The organism is Bradyrhizobium ottawaense, assembly GCF_002278135.3.
Classification (GTDB): Bacteria; Pseudomonadota; Alphaproteobacteria; order Rhizobiales; family Xanthobacteraceae; genus Bradyrhizobium; species Bradyrhizobium ottawaense.
This window is the reverse complement of the sequence record NZ_CP029425.2, coordinates 7,993,610-8,010,011: the sequence shown is the minus strand read 5'-3', so window position 1 is coordinate 8,010,011 and position 16,402 is coordinate 7,993,610. Positions and strand designations below refer to the sequence as shown.

General features: G+C 64.0%; 15 protein-coding genes. 8 read left to right on the top strand and 7 right to left on the bottom strand.

Annotated features, from left to right (window positions below; all coding sequences use genetic code 11):
- Positions 1–77 precede the first annotated feature (77 nt).
- Positions 78–1,334 carry an aminopeptidase gene (locus tag CIT37_RS37400; protein WP_028140680.1) on the top strand — a complete coding sequence of 419 codons (1,257 nt, stop codon included), beginning with the start codon at positions 78–80 and terminating at the stop codon, positions 1,332–1,334.
- A 130-nt stretch (positions 1,335–1,464) separates the two neighbouring features.
- On the opposite strand, the gene CIT37_RS37395 is transcribed toward CIT37_RS37400, so the two are convergent.
- Positions 1,465–2,019: a hypothetical protein gene (locus CIT37_RS37395; protein WP_028140679.1), complete on the bottom strand. Its 555-nt coding sequence runs from the start codon at positions 2,017–2,019 to the stop codon at positions 1,465–1,467.
- Between the two features lie 237 nt (positions 2,020–2,256).
- On the opposite strand from CIT37_RS37395, the gene CIT37_RS37390 reads away from it, so the two are divergent.
- Complete coding sequence (locus tag CIT37_RS37390; RefSeq protein WP_028140678.1) at positions 2,257–2,712, top strand: cupin domain-containing protein; 456 nt, start codon at positions 2,257–2,259, stop codon at positions 2,710–2,712.
- Between the two features lie 64 nt (positions 2,713–2,776).
- Here the strand turns inward: CIT37_RS37390 and CIT37_RS37385 are convergent, their stop codons facing one another.
- The 5 genes from CIT37_RS37385 to CIT37_RS37365 all read right to left on the bottom strand — a co-directional run bounded on the left by CIT37_RS37385 (position 2,777) and on the right by CIT37_RS37365 (position 7,955).
- Positions 2,777–3,892, bottom strand: a complete 1,116-nt coding sequence (locus CIT37_RS37385) for an amidohydrolase family protein (RefSeq protein WP_161966275.1) — start codon at positions 3,890–3,892, stop codon at positions 2,777–2,779.
- 274 nt (positions 3,893–4,166) lie between these two features.
- Positions 4,167–4,688, bottom strand: a complete 522-nt coding sequence (locus CIT37_RS37380) for a hypothetical protein (RefSeq protein WP_161966274.1) — start codon at positions 4,686–4,688, stop codon at positions 4,167–4,169.
- 64 nt (positions 4,689–4,752) lie between these two features.
- On the bottom strand, positions 4,753–5,565 hold the full coding sequence (locus CIT37_RS37375) for an MBL fold metallo-hydrolase (RefSeq protein ID WP_028140676.1): 813 nt from the start codon (positions 5,563–5,565) through the stop codon (positions 4,753–4,755).
- Between the two features lie 117 nt (positions 5,566–5,682).
- Complete coding sequence (locus tag CIT37_RS37370) at positions 5,683–7,209, bottom strand: permease (protein WP_095426861.1); 1,527 nt, start codon at positions 7,207–7,209, stop codon at positions 5,683–5,685.
- Positions 7,206–7,955, bottom strand: coding sequence for an ABC transporter ATP-binding protein (locus CIT37_RS37365; RefSeq protein ID WP_038973131.1), 750 nt, complete (start codon positions 7,953–7,955; stop codon positions 7,206–7,208). Before CIT37_RS37365 ends, CIT37_RS37370 begins: the two co-directional genes overlap by 4 nt.
- A 262-nt stretch (positions 7,956–8,217) precedes the next feature.
- On the opposite strand from CIT37_RS37365, the gene CIT37_RS37360 reads away from it, so the two are divergent.
- The 6 genes from CIT37_RS37360 to CIT37_RS37335 all read left to right on the top strand — a co-directional run bounded on the left by CIT37_RS37360 (position 8,218) and on the right by CIT37_RS37335 (position 15,033).
- Positions 8,218–9,093, top strand: a complete 876-nt coding sequence (locus tag CIT37_RS37360) for a branched-chain amino acid ABC transporter permease (protein ID WP_018321344.1) — start codon at positions 8,218–8,220, stop codon at positions 9,091–9,093.
- A gap of 4 nt (positions 9,094–9,097) precedes the next feature.
- Positions 9,098–10,249 carry a branched-chain amino acid ABC transporter permease gene (locus tag CIT37_RS37355; RefSeq protein WP_028140673.1) on the top strand — a complete coding sequence of 384 codons (1,152 nt, stop codon included), beginning with the start codon at positions 9,098–9,100 and terminating at the stop codon, positions 10,247–10,249.
- Positions 10,246–11,004, top strand: coding sequence for an ABC transporter ATP-binding protein (locus tag CIT37_RS37350; RefSeq protein ID WP_018321346.1), 759 nt, complete (start codon positions 10,246–10,248; stop codon positions 11,002–11,004). Before CIT37_RS37355 ends, CIT37_RS37350 begins: the two co-directional genes overlap by 4 nt.
- Before the next feature lie 3 nt (positions 11,005–11,007).
- A complete protein-coding gene (locus tag CIT37_RS37345) occupies positions 11,008–11,796 on the top strand; it encodes an ABC transporter ATP-binding protein (protein ID WP_028140672.1) in 789 nt (262 codons plus the stop codon).
- A 91-nt stretch (positions 11,797–11,887) separates the two neighbouring features.
- Complete coding sequence (locus CIT37_RS37340; RefSeq protein WP_038973128.1) at positions 11,888–13,726, top strand: AMP-dependent synthetase/ligase; 1,839 nt, start codon at positions 11,888–11,890, stop codon at positions 13,724–13,726.
- 107 nt (positions 13,727–13,833) lie between these two features.
- The gene (locus CIT37_RS37335; RefSeq protein ID WP_028140670.1) at positions 13,834–15,033 is read left to right on the top strand and encodes an ABC transporter substrate-binding protein; all 1,200 of its coding nucleotides are present in this window, start codon (positions 13,834–13,836) and stop codon (positions 15,031–15,033) included.
- A 180-nt stretch (positions 15,034–15,213) separates the two neighbouring features.
- Here CIT37_RS37335 and CIT37_RS37330 read toward each other — a convergent pair whose 3' ends face one another.
- A complete protein-coding gene (locus tag CIT37_RS37330; RefSeq protein ID WP_095426862.1) occupies positions 15,214–16,326 on the bottom strand; it encodes a lysozyme inhibitor LprI family protein in 1,113 nt (370 codons plus the stop codon).
- Between the last annotated feature and the right edge of the window lie 76 nt (positions 16,327–16,402).

Sequence of the window (16,402 nt, the reverse complement as noted above, 5' to 3'; positions counted from 1 at the left end):
TCGCAATGTGCTCGCGCACTTGCGTCCCGCGATGCTAGACTTAGATTGAACGACAGACTTTCGGCAGAGGGCCCCGCATGACTGATCACCGCAATTCCGCCACTCCCATCGATCCCGTGAAGCTCGACCGGCTGGCCGAGGTGGCGGTGAAGGTGGGCCTGGGCTTGCGGCCGGGACAGGATCTGCTTCTGACGGCGCCCGCGATCGCGCTGCCGCTGGTGCGGCGGATCGCCGTTCATGCCTACAAGGCCGGCGCCGGCATCGTGACACCGATCCTGTCGGACGAGGAGATGACGCTGGCGCGCTACCGCCACGGCCACGACAGCAGTTTCGATCGTGCCGCCGGCTGGCTCTACGAAGGCATGGCCAAGGCGTTCTCCGACAACACCGCGCGGCTCGCCATCGTCGGCGACAATCCGATGCTGTTGTCGGGTGAGGATCCTTCCAAGGTGGCGCGCGCCAGCAAGGCGAATTCGATGGCCTATCAGCCTGCGCTGGAAAAGATCGTCAATTTCGACACCAACTGGAACATCATCGCCTATCCGAGCCTGTCCTGGGCCAGGCAGGTGTTTCCTGATGATCCCGAGGACGTCGCGGTCGGCAAGCTCGCGGATGCGATTTTCGCGGCGTCCCGCGTCGATCGCGAGGACGCGATGGGCAATTGGGCGAGCCACAATGCGGTGTTGCGTGAGCGTACCAACTGGCTCAACGGCCAGCGTTTCCGCGCGCTCCAGTACAACGGACCGGGGGTCGACCTCACCATTGGCCTTGCCGATGGCCACGAATGGGAGGGCGGCGCCTCGCTCTCCAAGAACGGCATCAGCTGCAACGCCAACATCCCGACCGAAGAGGTCTTCACCACGCCGCATTGCCGCCGCGTCTACGGCCATGTCGTGAGCTCGAAGCCGCTGTCCTATCAGGGCACGCTGATCGACAACATCGCGGTGCGCTTCGAGGACGGCAAGATCGTCGATGCAAAGGCCTCGCGCGGCGCGGAGGTGCTGAACAAGGTGCTCGACACCGACGAGGGCGCCCGGCGCCTCGGCGAAGTGGCGCTGGTGCCGCATTCCTCGCCGATCTCGCAGAGCGGGCTGTTGTTCTACAACACGCTGTTCGACGAGAACGCAGCGTCCCACATCGCGCTCGGCCAGTGCTATTCGAAGTGCTTCATCAACGGCGCGCAGCTCACCCCGCAGCAGATCGCCGCGCAAGGCGGCAACCAGAGCCTGATCCATATTGATTGGATGATCGGCTCGGCCGAGACTGATATCGACGGCATCCTGCCCGATGGCAGCAAGGTACCGGTATTCCGCAAGGGCGAGTGGGCGAAGTAGGCCGCCGCTCGTCATGCCCGGGCTTGTCCCGGGCATCCACGTTCTTTGTGCCGCAAGGCGTGGATGGCCGGGACAAGCCCGGCCATGACGGTGCAAATAAATAAGGTCCAAGTGCTCGCGTCTAGCCCCCTCACGCCGCCGCGTTGCGCAGCATCGGATTGTTGTCGATGCTGAAGCGGTTGAACAATGTCGTGAACGGGCTGCCGTCGGTGGCTCGTACGATGGCGTCGGAAGCGGCGATCGCCTCGTAGAGCGCGCCGACGGGATCGTCCGCGTCGTCCAGGTCGAGGCTCTTGAGGATCTCCTCGCGAGCCTCGTTGATCTCGTCCTCGTCGTCGAGCGTCGCCTCCAGCGCCTCCGCCGCACGCCGCATCTCCGCGAGGTCGCCGCCGCCGGAAAATTTGAGGATGTCGAGCCAATAGGGACGGGCGACGATGAGCTGGACGAACGCTTCGAACGTATCGGCGATAATCCCGGCGCGGCCCTCCGATGAGACGTAAAGCACATTCTGCGGCGGCAGCAGCACGAAGGCGCCCCCGGAGCCGTCACTGCCCATCTGCTGGGGGTTTTCGATGCCGTCGATGGTGAACCAGGGCTCCTCGTCCGGCGCGAAGGAGACATCGAGGCTGACCAGCCAGGCGACGGCCTCACGATTGGCTGTCAGAACCTCGGGCGTGAGGGGCATCGGCGTGGCTCCATTTTATGCTTCCGCGCACTTTGTCGCACCCCGGAAAAGATCGGTTCATGTGCTCGAATTTGCAGGGAAATCGCCGCGTTAACCGCTTCGCGCCTGCAACTTCCGGCTGATTGTCGGGGCCTGCGTAAGAAAGAATTAAAAACCGATGACTAGCGTTCCCGGCATCTTTCGAAGCAATCCGGGCCGAGATCCGGCAATATTTTATTATACCCGCTGGGGAAGAAGATGTCGCGCGCATTGATTGAAATCGGTAGTTGCAATGTCGAGCTTGAGCTGCGGCCGATCGAGCCGTCCTGGATCATCGAGGGCAATCCCGTGTCGCGCTCGCACATCCTGTCCACCAGTGCCGACGGCACCGCATCGACCATCATCTGGCAGTGCACCGAAGGCCGCTTCAACTGGTACTACGATATCGACGAGACGATCATGATCATGGAAGGATCGATCGTGCTCGAAAGCGACGGCATGCCGCCCAAGCGCTACGGCCCCGGCGACGTGATCTTCTTCCGCGACGGCGCGCATGCCAAATGGCATGTCGAAGGCCACGTCAAGAAGATCGCCTTCTGCCGCAAGACCAATCCCGTGATGATCGGCTTCCTGATCCGCGTCGTCAACAAGCTGAAGAAGATCTTCGCCTCCACCGGAGAGCGCCGTCCGGCCTCCCTGATGGGTGCCGGCTAGAGCATGATCCGGAAAAGTGTGCAGCGGTTTTCCGAAAAGATCATGCTCAAACAATAATCTCAATTCAAGAACGCTTCCCAGCGGCCACGACGGAAGAGGGGGCGGGATCATCCCGGCCCCTCTTCTCGTCATGACGCAGCTCGAGCCGGTAGACGTCGGTGGCGGTCTGCGAGAACAGCGCGGTCTTCTCGGCCTCGCTCAGGGGTGAGGCGATGCGCTTGAAGGCGTTGAAGATCACCTGGTAGCTGCACTGGCCCTTGTCCGGCGGGAAGTTGCTCTCGAACATCGCGCGCTTGGGTCCGAACGCCTCGATGCAGGTCTCGACGTAAGGGCGCCAGGCCGCGGCGAGCTCCTCGGATGACGGCGGCCTCTCGCGCAAATGGAAGTCGTAGCCGAGCAGGCACATGGCGAGGCCGCCGAGCTTGACCACCACGTTCTCGCATGTCGCGATCTCGCGGATCGAGGCGCGCCATTGTGCAAACACCTCTTCACGCCGTCCTGCAAAGCGGCCGACGCCAGCTGGGCCGCCGCAATGGTCGAGCACAATCCTGGTGTCGGGGAAGGCGCGCGCCAATTCGGTCAGCTCGCCGATCTGCGGATGGAACAGCCATGCATCGAAGCTGAGGTTCAGTGGCGCCAGGCAGGCAAAGCCTTGGCGGAAAGCTGGATCCTGCAACAGGCCCTTCGGCCGGTTCGCATACATGCCGGCGACGACCGGGTCCTCGTCCCAGGCCGAGGAATGGCGGATGCCGCGGAAGCGGCCATTGCCGGCCGCGATCTCGGCTTCCAGCACCGGCCTTGCGGCGTCGCCGAGCAGCAGATTGGCGTGGCTGACGATGCCGGCGCAGATCGCCGCCTTGCCGTAAGCGCCGCTTGCGCTCATGGCGGCGACGCCGTTGGCGAACTCGACTTCGCCGACGGGCCGGAACGCTTCCGGCCCGTGCGCGCGATACATCGAGCGGCAATCGACATAGACGGTCGCGATGACGTTGTGGCCGGAGGCGATGTCGGCCGCCATTTCCTCGATCAGATAGCGGTAGCCGCGATTCCAGAGATGGTGATGGGGATCGACGATCGGCCGCAAGGGATCAATGATCGGCTCCTGATGCAGCGCGAGCCAGTCCTCGCGCGGCTCGACGAACAGCCCGCTCGTATTGCCGGGCACACTGCTTGCAGCCATCAGTGTCCGCTCCCTGTTGTCTTTTGAGAGAGGAGCCTAACATCTCACACGCACGCACAGCAGCGCGCATTGCTCAGAGCACCACAGCCGCGGCGGAGCAGGTGCGCTCCCTCTCCCGCTTGCGGGGGAGGGCTGGGGTGGGGGCGTCTCCGCAATGGGACACTCCCGATGTGGAGAGAGCCCCCACCCGGCGCTACGCGCCGACCTCCCCCGCAAGCGGGAGAGGTTGCAGCGAGCCTGGGGCCCACGGCTTCAACCAACAGCCATCAGATCTCTAGCCCTTCCGCCGCTTCGCCTTCACATCGACCATAAGCCGCCAATCGCTTGCATCGGCCGGCTTGGTCTCGCCGAGCCAGTGGAAGGAATCGCCGGTGATTTCCGTAAAGCTCCAGCGGGTCAATTCGCCGGCCTCCGTCGTGCCTTCCTGCACGATGTCGGCGCCGCGCGGCCGGCCGATCTGCTGGCGGAAGACGCTGCGTCCAGGATCGAACCAGGAAATCCGCCACGCATCGATGGTCGAATCGTAGAGGCGCAGCGTCGTGCCGTACCAATTGCCCGCAATCGGAAAGGCCGGGCTGCCCGCGGGGCGCGGGATGATCCAGACGTCCTGGACCGCGCGTCCCTCCAGCACCCAGCCAAAATGGATCTCGCCGCGCGCGGTGTGTTTGGTTCCATCGAGGCCGTGGGCCGTGATCTCGGCGTCCCAATCGCCGACAAAGCGGCCGTAGAGCTGCAGCGCCGCGGCGTGCTCGGAATTCGGTCCATCGGCGTGCAATAGTCGCGCAAAGTCGTTCATGTCGATCTCCTGTTGCGCGGAGATCAGCACCGAAGACGGCAGAAGGCTTGGAGAAAGTTGCGCCTCAGACCCCGTCGAGGATGATCACCGTCGGCATCGACGGCAGCGCGTCCCGCGACATCCGGAAGGACCGCCCGGAGCGCCGGTCGATCTCGAACTGCTGGCCGATCCGGCGCATGAAATCGTCGAGCGGGGTGGCAAAGCGATGCATCGGTAGCACGACGGAGGCGCGCAGGCGCTTGGTGATGTCAGAAATCCCTTCGAGCGACATGGTGTAGGTGCCGTCGATCGGCACCATCACGATATCGAGCCGTCCGATCTGGGCGAAATGGCTGTCGTCGAGCTTGTGATGGAGGTGGCCGAGATGGCCGATGCAGAGGCCGGCGACTTCGAAGATGAAGATCGAATTGCCGTCGCGGATCATGTCGGTGCCGGCGTCGTCGCCGAAATAGCGGCGGATGTCGGTCGTGACATTGCGGATGAAGGCGTCACTGATGCGTTCTGAAACGATCGCCGGCTTTCCGTCCTCGCCCCAACCATGCAGCACGTGAGGAATGCGCTTATCGGGAAACAGAGAGTAGTGGGTGCTGTGGGCCCGGTTCATGGTCACGACGTCGGGCAGCCGCCCGACCTGGTAGGCGCCGCTATAATCGGTCGCGATGCGCAAGCCGCCGGGCGTGTCGATGAAATAGGTGGAGTGGCCGACATAGGTGATCTCGACCTCGCCTGTGCCGGCCGCCGGCCGGAATGCGACCGGCAGAGCGCGCGGGGCCGCGTTCGCCATCGCCAGGCACTCGCTGCGCTGTGGCTGCTGGGCAAGGGCAGGGGTCAGGAATGCGCCGAACAGCGCCAGGGCCGTCGAAACAAGTCGCCGCATAAGTCCGTCCCCGATGATGTCAGGGAAAGTCTAGCGTGCATTGCGGCGCGGGGCCAATGGGCTGCGATCAACAGCGCGTCAGTGTCGCACCTCTCACTCCGGCTATCAGTCCCGCCTTCAGTCCCGCCTTGGGCTGAACTTCCAGGTGATCGCAACCAGGCTCGCGGTGATCAGGCCGCTGATGAGGCCGGCGATGGGGAGTGCAAGCAGCAGTGCCGCGGTTGCGGCCCAGCCGATCGAGGAAAACGCTTCGGCGAAGGTCGCAAGCCGCGACGAGGTCTGGCGGCGCCGGAATTGGCTGCGCCGGGCCTGCACCCGAAACCAGAGCTGGATCGCGGTCGCGGAGGCCGCGCTGAGGATGATCGCGCCGGCACTCACTGCAGCCTGGATCGGTGCGGCGAAGGCCAGCGCGCCGATCAGCGGGCAGAAGATCACGGCGATCGCGATCAGCACCACCTCGATCTTGGCGCGGACGACGGCGGATGGCGTCAGCGGCGCAGTCGCGACCAGGTCGGGGGCGTCCTCGCCGGAGATCGTCAGCCAGGCCAGCCCGCCGGCAAGCTGTCCGGCCGCCATCACGATCACAGGCGTGATCAGCGTCAGCGCCGCGGAGCTGTCGGCAAAACTGCGCCAGAGCAGCAGCGCCGGCGGCACCAGATAGAGCAGCTGCATCAGGGTCTGCGAGATCAGCCAGGGATCGCGCCAGAGCAGCGAGAATTCCTTGCGCCGCAGCGCCTGCTGCCGCGACCCGCCGCGGAACGGACGCTCCTTCGCGCGCTCGCTGCCGGAGCTGCCGTAAGCCGCGGCATCGATCGCCGTGTCGGCAAAGCGGTGCGAGAAGATCGCCATGACGCTTCCGAGCAGCACCAAAGCGAGCGCCAGGAGCGGCAGCAGCGCTTCGCTGTCGCCCATCGCCGCCCGTGCCGGCCACCACCAGATGCTGTCGACATCGGGGGCATGGGCGGCCACGCTGCCTGAGGTCAGGATGGTGAAGCGCGACAGCGTGCCGTAGGACACGATCGCGGCGACCTGGAGCGCGATCACGAAGCCGGCGCCGATGATCGCGGCGAGGATCTGGGCAATCAGGCGCGTCCGCGCTGGGCCGATCAGGCGAAACAACAGGATGGTGACGGCGATCGCGACCGCCGCGGCCGACAGGCCCATGGCGACGACCACCCCGAATGCGCTGAGCCAGCGCGCGCCGCCGCCGATCACGAGCACATCGATGAACGGCGTCGAGAACAGCAGCGCGATCGCGGTGACGGTCAGCGCGATCGCGGCGATGCGGACCGAGAACAGATTGGCGAGCGTCGCCGGCGAGGACATGATCAGGTCGAGATCGGCGCGGGCGTAGAACACCCGCGTCACCGATTCGATCGCCTGCGACAGCATCAAGGTCCAGGCGAGAACGATCGTCGCCGAGATCACGATCAGCGAGGATTTGTCGAGCGGCAGCTGCAGATCGGCGAAACGGCCGATCACCGCCCAGGCCGGCAGATGCAGCAGCGCGGCGAAGCAGAGTAGGCCGATGATTGCGGCGCGCGCCCGCTTGCGTCGTCCGCCGGTCATCATGGCGAACCATTCGCGCCAGGCGAGCCGGAGCTCGTGGCGTGCGAACCAGGAGAGCGCGGTTGCCGAGCTCATGCGGCTTCCGGAAGCGTCACCAGCGCGATGAAAAGATCTTCCAGGCTGGTATCGGCATGGCCGTTCTGCTGGCGCAGCTCGGTCAGCGTGCCTTCGGCCACCAGGCGACCCGAGGCGATCACGCCGATGCGGTCGGCCATGCGCTCGGCGACTTCGAGAATATGCGTGGTCATGATGACGGTGCAGCCGGCGCGGACACGCTCGCTGAGCAGGCCCTTCACGTGGCGTGCGGAGACGGCATCGAGCCCCGTCAGCGGCTCGTCGAGAATGATGAGGCTGGGATCATGCACCAGTGCGCCGGCGAGCGCGACCTTCTGGCGCATGCCCTTGGAAAAGCCTTCGCAGCGCTCGTGCCGGTGCGGCTCCAGGCCGAGCGAGGCGAGCAGGTCCTGCGCGACCGGCTCCGAGATCGATGGCGCGATGCCCCAGAGGCCGGCGACGAATTCGAGATATTCGAGCGGGGTCAGCTTGTCGTAGATCATGGGCTCGTCGGAGACCCACGCCATCACCTGCTTGGCGGCGACGGGATTTTCGAGCGCATCGATGCCGAAGATCGAGACCGCGCCGGCATCAGGGCGCAGCAGGCCCGCAACCATGCGCAAGGTGGTGGTCTTGCCGGCGCCGTTGGGGCCGACCAGCGCATAGAATTCGCCGGCGTGGATGGTGAGATCGAGGCTGTCGACCGCCAGACGGTCAAAACGCTTCGTTAACCCCAGGACTTCCAGCGCCGACTTGTCCCGCTTCATGACGGCCACACTATCCGGTTTTGCATCGCTCGCGACCATGATCCCAAGATATTTCGGCACCGTGAATCTACGGCCCACAAATTCCGCCATCCGGTTTCGACTAATGGCAAGTCACCGTTTGTTGACAGTAAGGAGCGGTTCAGGCTGAATTGGTTCCGGACAAATGGCGCTAACGCAGCGAAACGACTGCGTAGCGACTGGACACAAGATGCGGCAAGGCGGTCGGGAAGAACCGCCGGTTGCATCGGGAGGACGCGCGTCAATGCTGGATTTCGTTCAGCAGCTGGTCAGCGGTGTTGCGCTCGGCTGCGTCTACGGCCTGATCGCGCTCGGGTTCGTGCTCGTCTACAAGGCCACCGAGGTCGTCAATTTCGCCCAGGGCGATCTGATGATGCTCGGCGGCTTCTTCGCCTTCACCTTCATCGGCATGATGGGCCTGAACTACTGGATCGGCTTTGCCGGTGCGGTGGCCGCGATGGCGCTGTTCGGCATGCTGGCAGAGCGCGTGGTGGTGCGGCCGATCCTCGGCTATCCGCAATTCTCCATCATCATGGCCACCATCGGCCTTGGCTATTTCCTGCGCTCGGTCGCCGGCATGATCTGGGGCACCGATGATCTGAAGATCGAGACCCCGTTCAGCCAGGGCGTGCTCCGCATCGGCTCGCTGGTGCTCGCTTACGACAAGCTGTCGGTGATCGCGGCGACGATGATCCTGTGCACGCTGCTCTATCTCTTCTTCAACAAGACCACGCTCGGCACCGCGATGCGCGCCAGTTCCGAGAACATGCTCGCGGCCTACTACATGGGCATCCCGGTCAAACGCGTGGTGTCGATCGTCTGGGCGATCAGCGCGGCGGTCGCGACCTGCGCCGGCGTGCTGCTCGCGCCGATCACCTTCATCCATTCCAATGTCGGCCTCGTGCTTGGCCTGAAGGCATTTCCCGCCGCGGTCCTCGGCGGCTTCGGCTCGATCCCGGGCGCCGTGGTCGGCGGCGTCCTGATCGGCGTGATCGAGAGCATGGCCGGCTTCTATCTGCCCGAAGGCTGGAAGGATGTCGCGCCGTACCTCGTGCTGCTCGCCGTGCTGCTGTTGAAGCCCGAAGGCCTGTTCGGCCACCACGTCCGCAAGAAGGTCTGAACGCATGCGCTTCCTGTTCAAGACCGACTATGAGGACGACATCAAGCTGTTCCCGCATTCGGGCTATCTGGTCTCCTACGGCATCCTGCTCGCGCTGCTGTTGATCGCGCCCTATGTGCTCTCCAGCTATCTGATGAGCCAGCTCGTCTTCGTCTGCATCTATGCGATCGTCGGCGTCGCGCTGCTGATCCTCACCGGCTTTACCGGCCAGGCCTCGCTCGGCCACGCCGCATTCCTCGCCATTGGGGCCTACACGGCGGCATACTTGCAGAAGTACAACGTGCCGTTCCCGATCTACTTCCTCGCCGCCGGAGGTTTGACCGGCATCATCGGCGCGATGGTCGGCTTTCCCGCCCTGCGCCTGACCGGCATCTACCTCGTCATCGCTACCATCTCCTTTGCCCTGATCGTCGAGGAGATCCTGGCGCGCTGGGAAAGCGTCACCCACGGCAACGAGGGCATGCGGGTGAAGACGCTGTCGCTGCTCGGCGTCACCGTCCCGCGCGATAGCCCCACCTTCTATTTCCTCTGCCTCTCAGTGCTGGTGCTGACCATCGTCGGCACGCTCAATCTGCTGCGCTCGCCGACGGGACGTGCCTTCGTCGCGATCCGCGACAGCGAGACGGCGGCGCGCAGCATGGGCGTCAATGTCGCGCTCTACAAGGTGAAGTCATTTGCGATCTCGGCGGCGATCACCGGCTTTGCCGGCGTGCTGTTCGCCCACAAGCTCTCCTTCATCTCGCCGGAGATGTTCACGCTCCAGCTCTCGATCGAGTTCATCATCGTGATCCTGATCGGCGGCACCTTCAGCCTGCACGGCGCGGTGCTGGGGGCGATCTTCATCGTGATGATCGATCCGTTCCTGACCTATCTCAAGGACGACATGCCCGGCATGATCGCCGGGATCGCGGCGACGTTCGGCGCCGGCCCGGCCACCGCCGGCAACATTCAGTCGAAGGTCGCGGCCTTCGCCTCGCTCAACGGCCTCAAAGGCGCGATCTACGGCATCATCATCGTGCTGTTCGTGCTGTTCGAGCCGCTGGGTCTCTATGGCCGCTGGCTGAAGATAAAACTCTTCTTCCAGCTATTCCCGCTCTACAAGCGCGCCACCTTCAAGCGGCAGAAGATCTACGTGAAGTCGGAACGGAACCGATGAGCTATTTCCGCGCCGAGAATCTGTCGCTGCATTTCGGAGGGCTGAAAGCGGTCGACGCGGTCTCGTTCGCGGTCGAGAAGGGCGAGATCCTCTCGATTATCGGTCCCAACGGCGCCGGCAAGAGCTCGATCTTCAACCTGATCTCGCGGATCTACCGGCCGACCTCGGGCCGCATCTTCTTCGAGGATCAGGATATCACCGAAGAGCCGCCTTACGACATCGCCAAGCTCGGCATCGCCCGCACCTTCCAGAACATCGAGCTGTTCGAGAATGCGACCGTGCTCTCCAACCTCCTGGTCGGCCGTCACCGGCACTCGACCACGCAGCTCTGGCAGGAGCTCTTGTTCCTGCCGAGCGTGCGGGCCAACGAGAAGGTGCACCGCCGCAGGGTCGAGCAGGTCATCGAGTTCCTCGATCTCGAACCCTATCGCGATAAGCTGATCTCCGGCCTGCCCTATGGCGTGCGCAAGGTGATCGAGCTGGCGCGCGCGCTGTGCTCGGAGCCGAAGCTGATCCTGCTCGATGAGCCGTCGTCCGGCCTCAATGTCGAGGAGACCGACGACATGTCGTTCTGGATCCGCGACATGAAGAGCGAGCTCGGCGTCACCGTGCTGATGGTCGAGCACGACATGTCGCTGGTCAACCGCGTCTCCGATCGCGTCATCGCGCTGAATTATGGAAGGGTGCTGGCGATGGGCTCGCCCGCCGAAGTGCAGCAGCACCCCGACGTCGTCGCCGCGTATCTGGGAGCTTGACGCATGGACGCCGCTGTCACGCCCGAGATCATCCTGAAACTCTCCAACATCGAGAGCTATTACGGGCCGATCATGGCGATCCGCGGCATCTCGCTGGAGGTGCCGCGCGGCCGCATCGTCACACTGCTGGGGGCCAATGGCGCCGGCAAGACCACGGTGCTGAAGACCATCTCGGGCATTCTCGATCCGCAGAAGGGCTCGATCGAATTCCTGGGCAGGCCGATCCAGCGCATGGAGGCCGACCGGATCGTGCGGCTGGGCCTCAGCCACGTGCCGGAGGGACGCGAAGTGTTCCCGTTCCTGTCGGTGCGCGAGAACCTGATGATGGGGGCCTATCCGCGCAAGGACCGTGATGGCGTCGCGGAGGATCTCGACCGCGTCTATGGTTACTTTCCGCGGCTGAAGGAGCGCATCAACCAGCCGGCCGGCCAGCTCTCCGGCGGCGAGCAGCAGATGCTCGCGATCGGACGCGCCCTGATGAACCGGCCGACGCTGCTGCTGCTCGACGAACCCTCGCTCGGCCTGTCGCCGCTGCTGGTGAAGGAGATCTTCACCATCATCCGCCGCGTCAACGAGGAGCAGGGCATGTCGATCCTGCTGGTCGAGCAGAACGCCAAGGTGGCGCTGGAGACGGCGCATTACGGCTACGTGCTGGAGATCGGCCGTATCGTCATGAACGACACCTGCGACCGCTTGATGCATTCCCAGGACATCCAGGAGTTCTACCTTGGCGCCAAGGAAGCGGGCGCGCGAGGCGAGCGCCGCTGGAAAAAGAAGAAGACGTGGCGGTGAGGAAGAGCTGGCAGTAAGATGAGCTCGCCATCCGCAATAGAGACCGCCGGCAAGGCAGGCAGCGGAGGCAGGCGACAAGGAGGAGACGTGCATGGCCCGACCGGCGGTGCTGACGGTCGCTGATACGATCGCGAAGAGCTTCTTGCGCGCTGCGGAGACGCGGGGCGATCGGCCGGCCATCCGCGAGAAGAAATTCGGCATCTGGCAGCCGACAAGCTGGCGCGAATGGCTGGCGATATCGAAAGAGATCGCCTACGCGCTTCATGCGACCGGCTTCATGCCCGGCGATGTCGCCTCCATCATCGCCAACGCCGTGCCGGAATGGGTCCATGCCGACATGGGCATCCTGTGCGCCGGCGGCGTCGCTTCGGGCATCTACCCGACCGATGCGTCGTCCCAGGTCGAATATCTGGTCAACGATTCCCGGACGAAAGTGATCTTCGCCGAGGACGAGGAGCAGCTCGACAAGATCCTCGCCTGCCGCGCGCGCTGCGCGAGCCTGCAGAGGATCATCGTGTTCGACATGGAGGGCCTCAGCGGCTTCTCCGACGACATGGTGATGTCGCTCGACGAGTTTCGCGCGCTCGGCCGCAATCACATGGTCGGCCGCGAGGCGCTGTGGCAGGAGATGATCGACAGCCGCAGCGCCGGCGATCTCGCGATCCTGGTCTATACGTCCGGCACCACCGGTCCCCCCAAGGGCGCGATGCACGCCAACCGCAGCGTCACGCACCAGATGCGTCACGCCAACGACTTCATCCCGGCGCAGGAGGACGAGGATCGCCTGATCTTCCTGCCGCTGTGCCACGTTGCCGAGCGCATCGGCGGCTACTACATCTCGGTCGCACTCGGCTCGGTGATGAATTTCGCCGAGAGCCCGGAAACCGTGCCGGACAATCTGCGCGAGGTGCAGCCGACCGTCTTCCTCGCGGTCCCCCGCATCTGGGAAAAATTCTACTCCGCCATCACCATCGCGCTGAAGGATGCGACCCCGCTCCAGCAATGGGTCTATCGCCGCGCCATCGGCATCGGCTACCGCATGGTCGACTACCGGATCGAGGGCAAGGCGCCGCCGCTGTCGTTGCGCCTCGCAAGCCGGATCGCCTACCGGCTCGCATTCCGCAACATCCGCCGCATGATCGGGCTCGATCGCTGCCGCGTCGCCTTCACCGGCGCAGCGCCGATCGCGCCGGAGCTGATCCGCTGGTATCTCGCGCTCGGCATCGACATGCACGAGCTCTACGGCCAGACCGAGAATTGCGGCGTCGCCACCATGATGCCGGCGGAGCGGATCAAGCTCGGTTCGGTCGGCACCGCCGTGCCCTGGGGCGAGGTCACGCTGTCGCCCGAGGGCGAGATCCTGATCAAGGGCGACTTCCTGTTCATGGGTTACCTCAACCAGCCGGAGAAGACCGCGGAGACCATCGATCAGCGCGGCTGGCTGCACACCGGCGACGTCGGCACCATTGACAATGAAGGCTTCGTCCGGATCACCGACCGCATGAAGGACATCATCATCACCTCCGGCGGCAAGAACGTCACGCCGTCCGAGATCGAGAACCAGCTCAAATTCTCGCCCTACATCTCCGATGCCGTCGTGATCGGCGACAAGCGGCCGTATCTGACCTGCCTCGTGATGATCGACCAGGAGAACGTCGAGAAGTTCGCCCAGGACCACGACATTCCCTTCACCAATTATGCGAGCCTGTGCCGGGCGACGGAGATCCAGGATCTGATCGGGCGCGAGATCGAGCAGGTCAACGGCAATTTTGCCCGCGTCGAGACCATCAAGAAGTTCTACCTGATCGAGCGCCAGCTCACCCCGGAGGACGAGGAGCTGACGCCGACCATGAAGCTGAAGCGCGGCTTCGTGAACAAGCGCTACGCCGCCGAGATCGAGGCGATGTATCGCGAGCGCGCGGTTGCTTGAGCATGATCCGGAGGATCATGCTCAAGAGAGATGGATTTGAGAAAACGGCGAAGGCTTGAGAGGCCCGATCCTTCGCTCAACACGGGCCACTGAAGGAGGAGACTGCAATGTCGAAATCGCTGAAGGCGCTGGGCCTCGCGGTGAGCGCCCTTGCGCTGACCTGTCTGCCGGCCACCGCTCAAACCAAGGTCACCAATGAGGGCATCTCGGCATCCGAGATCGTCATCGGCACGCATCAGGACCTGTCGGGGCCGATCAAGGGCTGGGGCGTGCCGGTCTCCAACGGCATGAAGATGGCGGTCGAGGAGATCAACGGGGCGGGCGGTGTCCAGGGTCGCAAGATCAAGCTTGTCGTCGAGGATAGCGGCTACGATCCGAAGAAAGCCGTGCTGGCTTCGCAAAAGCTGATCGAGCGCGACAAGATTTTCGCGATGGTGGGACCAATGGGATCGCCGACCGTGCTCGCTGCGCAGGATATCCTGCTCGACGCCGGCGTGCTTCAGCTCTTCCCGCTGACGGCGGCCGAGTTCACCTTCAAGTTCGATGCGGCCAAGCCGCAGGAGCGGCTGAAGTTCAACAACCTCCTGCCCTATGTCGAGAGCACGCGCGCAGCGCTCAAATACATGATTGAGGCAAAGAATTTCAAGAAGCCGTGCATCATGCATCAGGATGACGAGTACGGAAAAAATGTGCTCGATGGTTTTAACCAGCAGCTCGCCGCCATGAAGGTGCAGCCGGCCTCGATCACGAGCTACAAGCGCGGCGCCTCCGACTTCTCGGCGCAGGTCGCCAAGATGAAGTCCGACGGCTGCGACCTCGTCGTGCTCGGCGCGGTCCTTCGTGAGCCTATCGGCACCATGACCGAGGCCAGGAAGCTCGGCTGGGAGGTCACCTTCCTCGGTGCCACGCCCGTCAACGTGCTCGAAGTGCCGGCGCTCGGCAAGGAAGTGGTGGAAGGCTTGTATGCCGCTTCGAACTTCGAAATTCCCTACGAGGACACCGCGAAGGGAAAGGTGAAGGACTGGCTCGTCAATTACAAGAAGATGTTCAACGCCGACGCCAACACTCAGGCGATCATCGGCTACAATGCGGTGATGACGTTTGCGCATTATGCCAACAAGGCTGGCAAGGATCTCACTGGCCAGAAGATGCTCGACGCGCTGGAGTCCGGCGACAAGTTCCAGGATATCTTCAATTCGCCGCCGACCGTGTTCTCGAAGACCAACCATCTCGCCACCACGGTCACCCAGGTGCAGCAGGTGAAGAACGGCCGTTGGGTCCTGGTGAAGGACAATCTGATGTTTTGATGCGGACTCTCTCGCGGCGAGTTCAGTGCACCCTCTCCCCTTGTGGGAGAGGGTGGCTCGCCGCGTCGAGCCGGGTGAGGGGTCTCTATCCTCACGAATAGTCTAGCGAGTGGAAAGAACCCCTCATCCGTCGCGCTCGCGCGCGCCACCTTCTCCCACAAGGGGAGAAGGAAGAAGCACCTACGATCCCCCGCTCGCCGTCCCCGAATTCACCGGGGCCAGTTCGTCTTCCCTGCAGCGCCAGCCGTCGGCGGCTTTGACGAACGCAAAAGTGCGCTGGATCCTCACGCGACGCGTCACGTTGAAGGCTTCTGCCGAACGCTCCTTGTTGGCGGCGCTGGGCTGCGGAAGACCCGTCCTGGCGTCCCAGCAGGTGCCGGTGCAGCTGGATGCGACCTTGCTGCACATGGTGAAGGGCGCCAGCACCGCCATCTCGATTTCGCCGGTGACCTGCGCCTCCTGCTCGGTCACCTGGCTGTCGAGCGCGTAGACGCGGTTGATGCGGAGGAAGCTGCCGCACGAATTGGCCGCGTGGATCCGCGCCGCGCAGAAGTCGACCGCGTCGGTGTCGGGGATGCGGGCCGCGATCTGCCGGCCGAACACCTTCTTGGGATCGCCCTTCGCCGCGCGAATGTCGTCGGCTTTGTGCTTCAAATGATCGGCGAGGCAATCCTCTGCGGATTCGAGCTCCTGGAGCGGCACGTTCTCCTTGCCGACCAGATTGCATTTGCGATCGCGCTCTCGTGTCCACCTGCCATATTCGGCGAAGGCAAAGCGCGCTGCGGTCGGGTCCAGCTTGCCGATCAGGCCGAGCACCTGGCCATTGAGCTCCGTTTCGGCAAGGGCCAGCGACGGGTCCGCACAAATCACCGCGCCCGCCGCGGTGTTGGCTGCGAGGCAGTCGAAATCCGGATCGCGCAGGATCGCGGCGCGCTCCTCGGTCACCTTGAGCAGGCACGCCTTCACCCGCTCGAAATCGTCAGTGCGGATCGCGGTCTGGCCGACGATGCCGCAGCCGAGATTGCGCTGGCGGATCCAGATCGCATTCTCCTCGATCGCGGGAAGGCGATCGGGCAGGCGGGCGAGCCGCGCCTCGATCGCGGTGTTCAGCTTCTCGGCGGCGGCGGCAAGCGTGGCATCACCGCAGAACAATTGATTGCCGGGGTCGCGAATCTGCTGGCAGTTGTTCCTGGCGAACAGCGGCAGCCGATCGGCGATGGAGCGGTCGGACTGCGCTGACGCGGGTAAGGCGAGCGCCAGCAGCGCAATCACAGTCAGCACGATGAACCGCATTCCCGTCGCCCCCGCAAAGCCGTGGCCATGCTAGCCGCCCGGATCGCGTGGTGGAATGAGTTTTTGGTGAACGGAG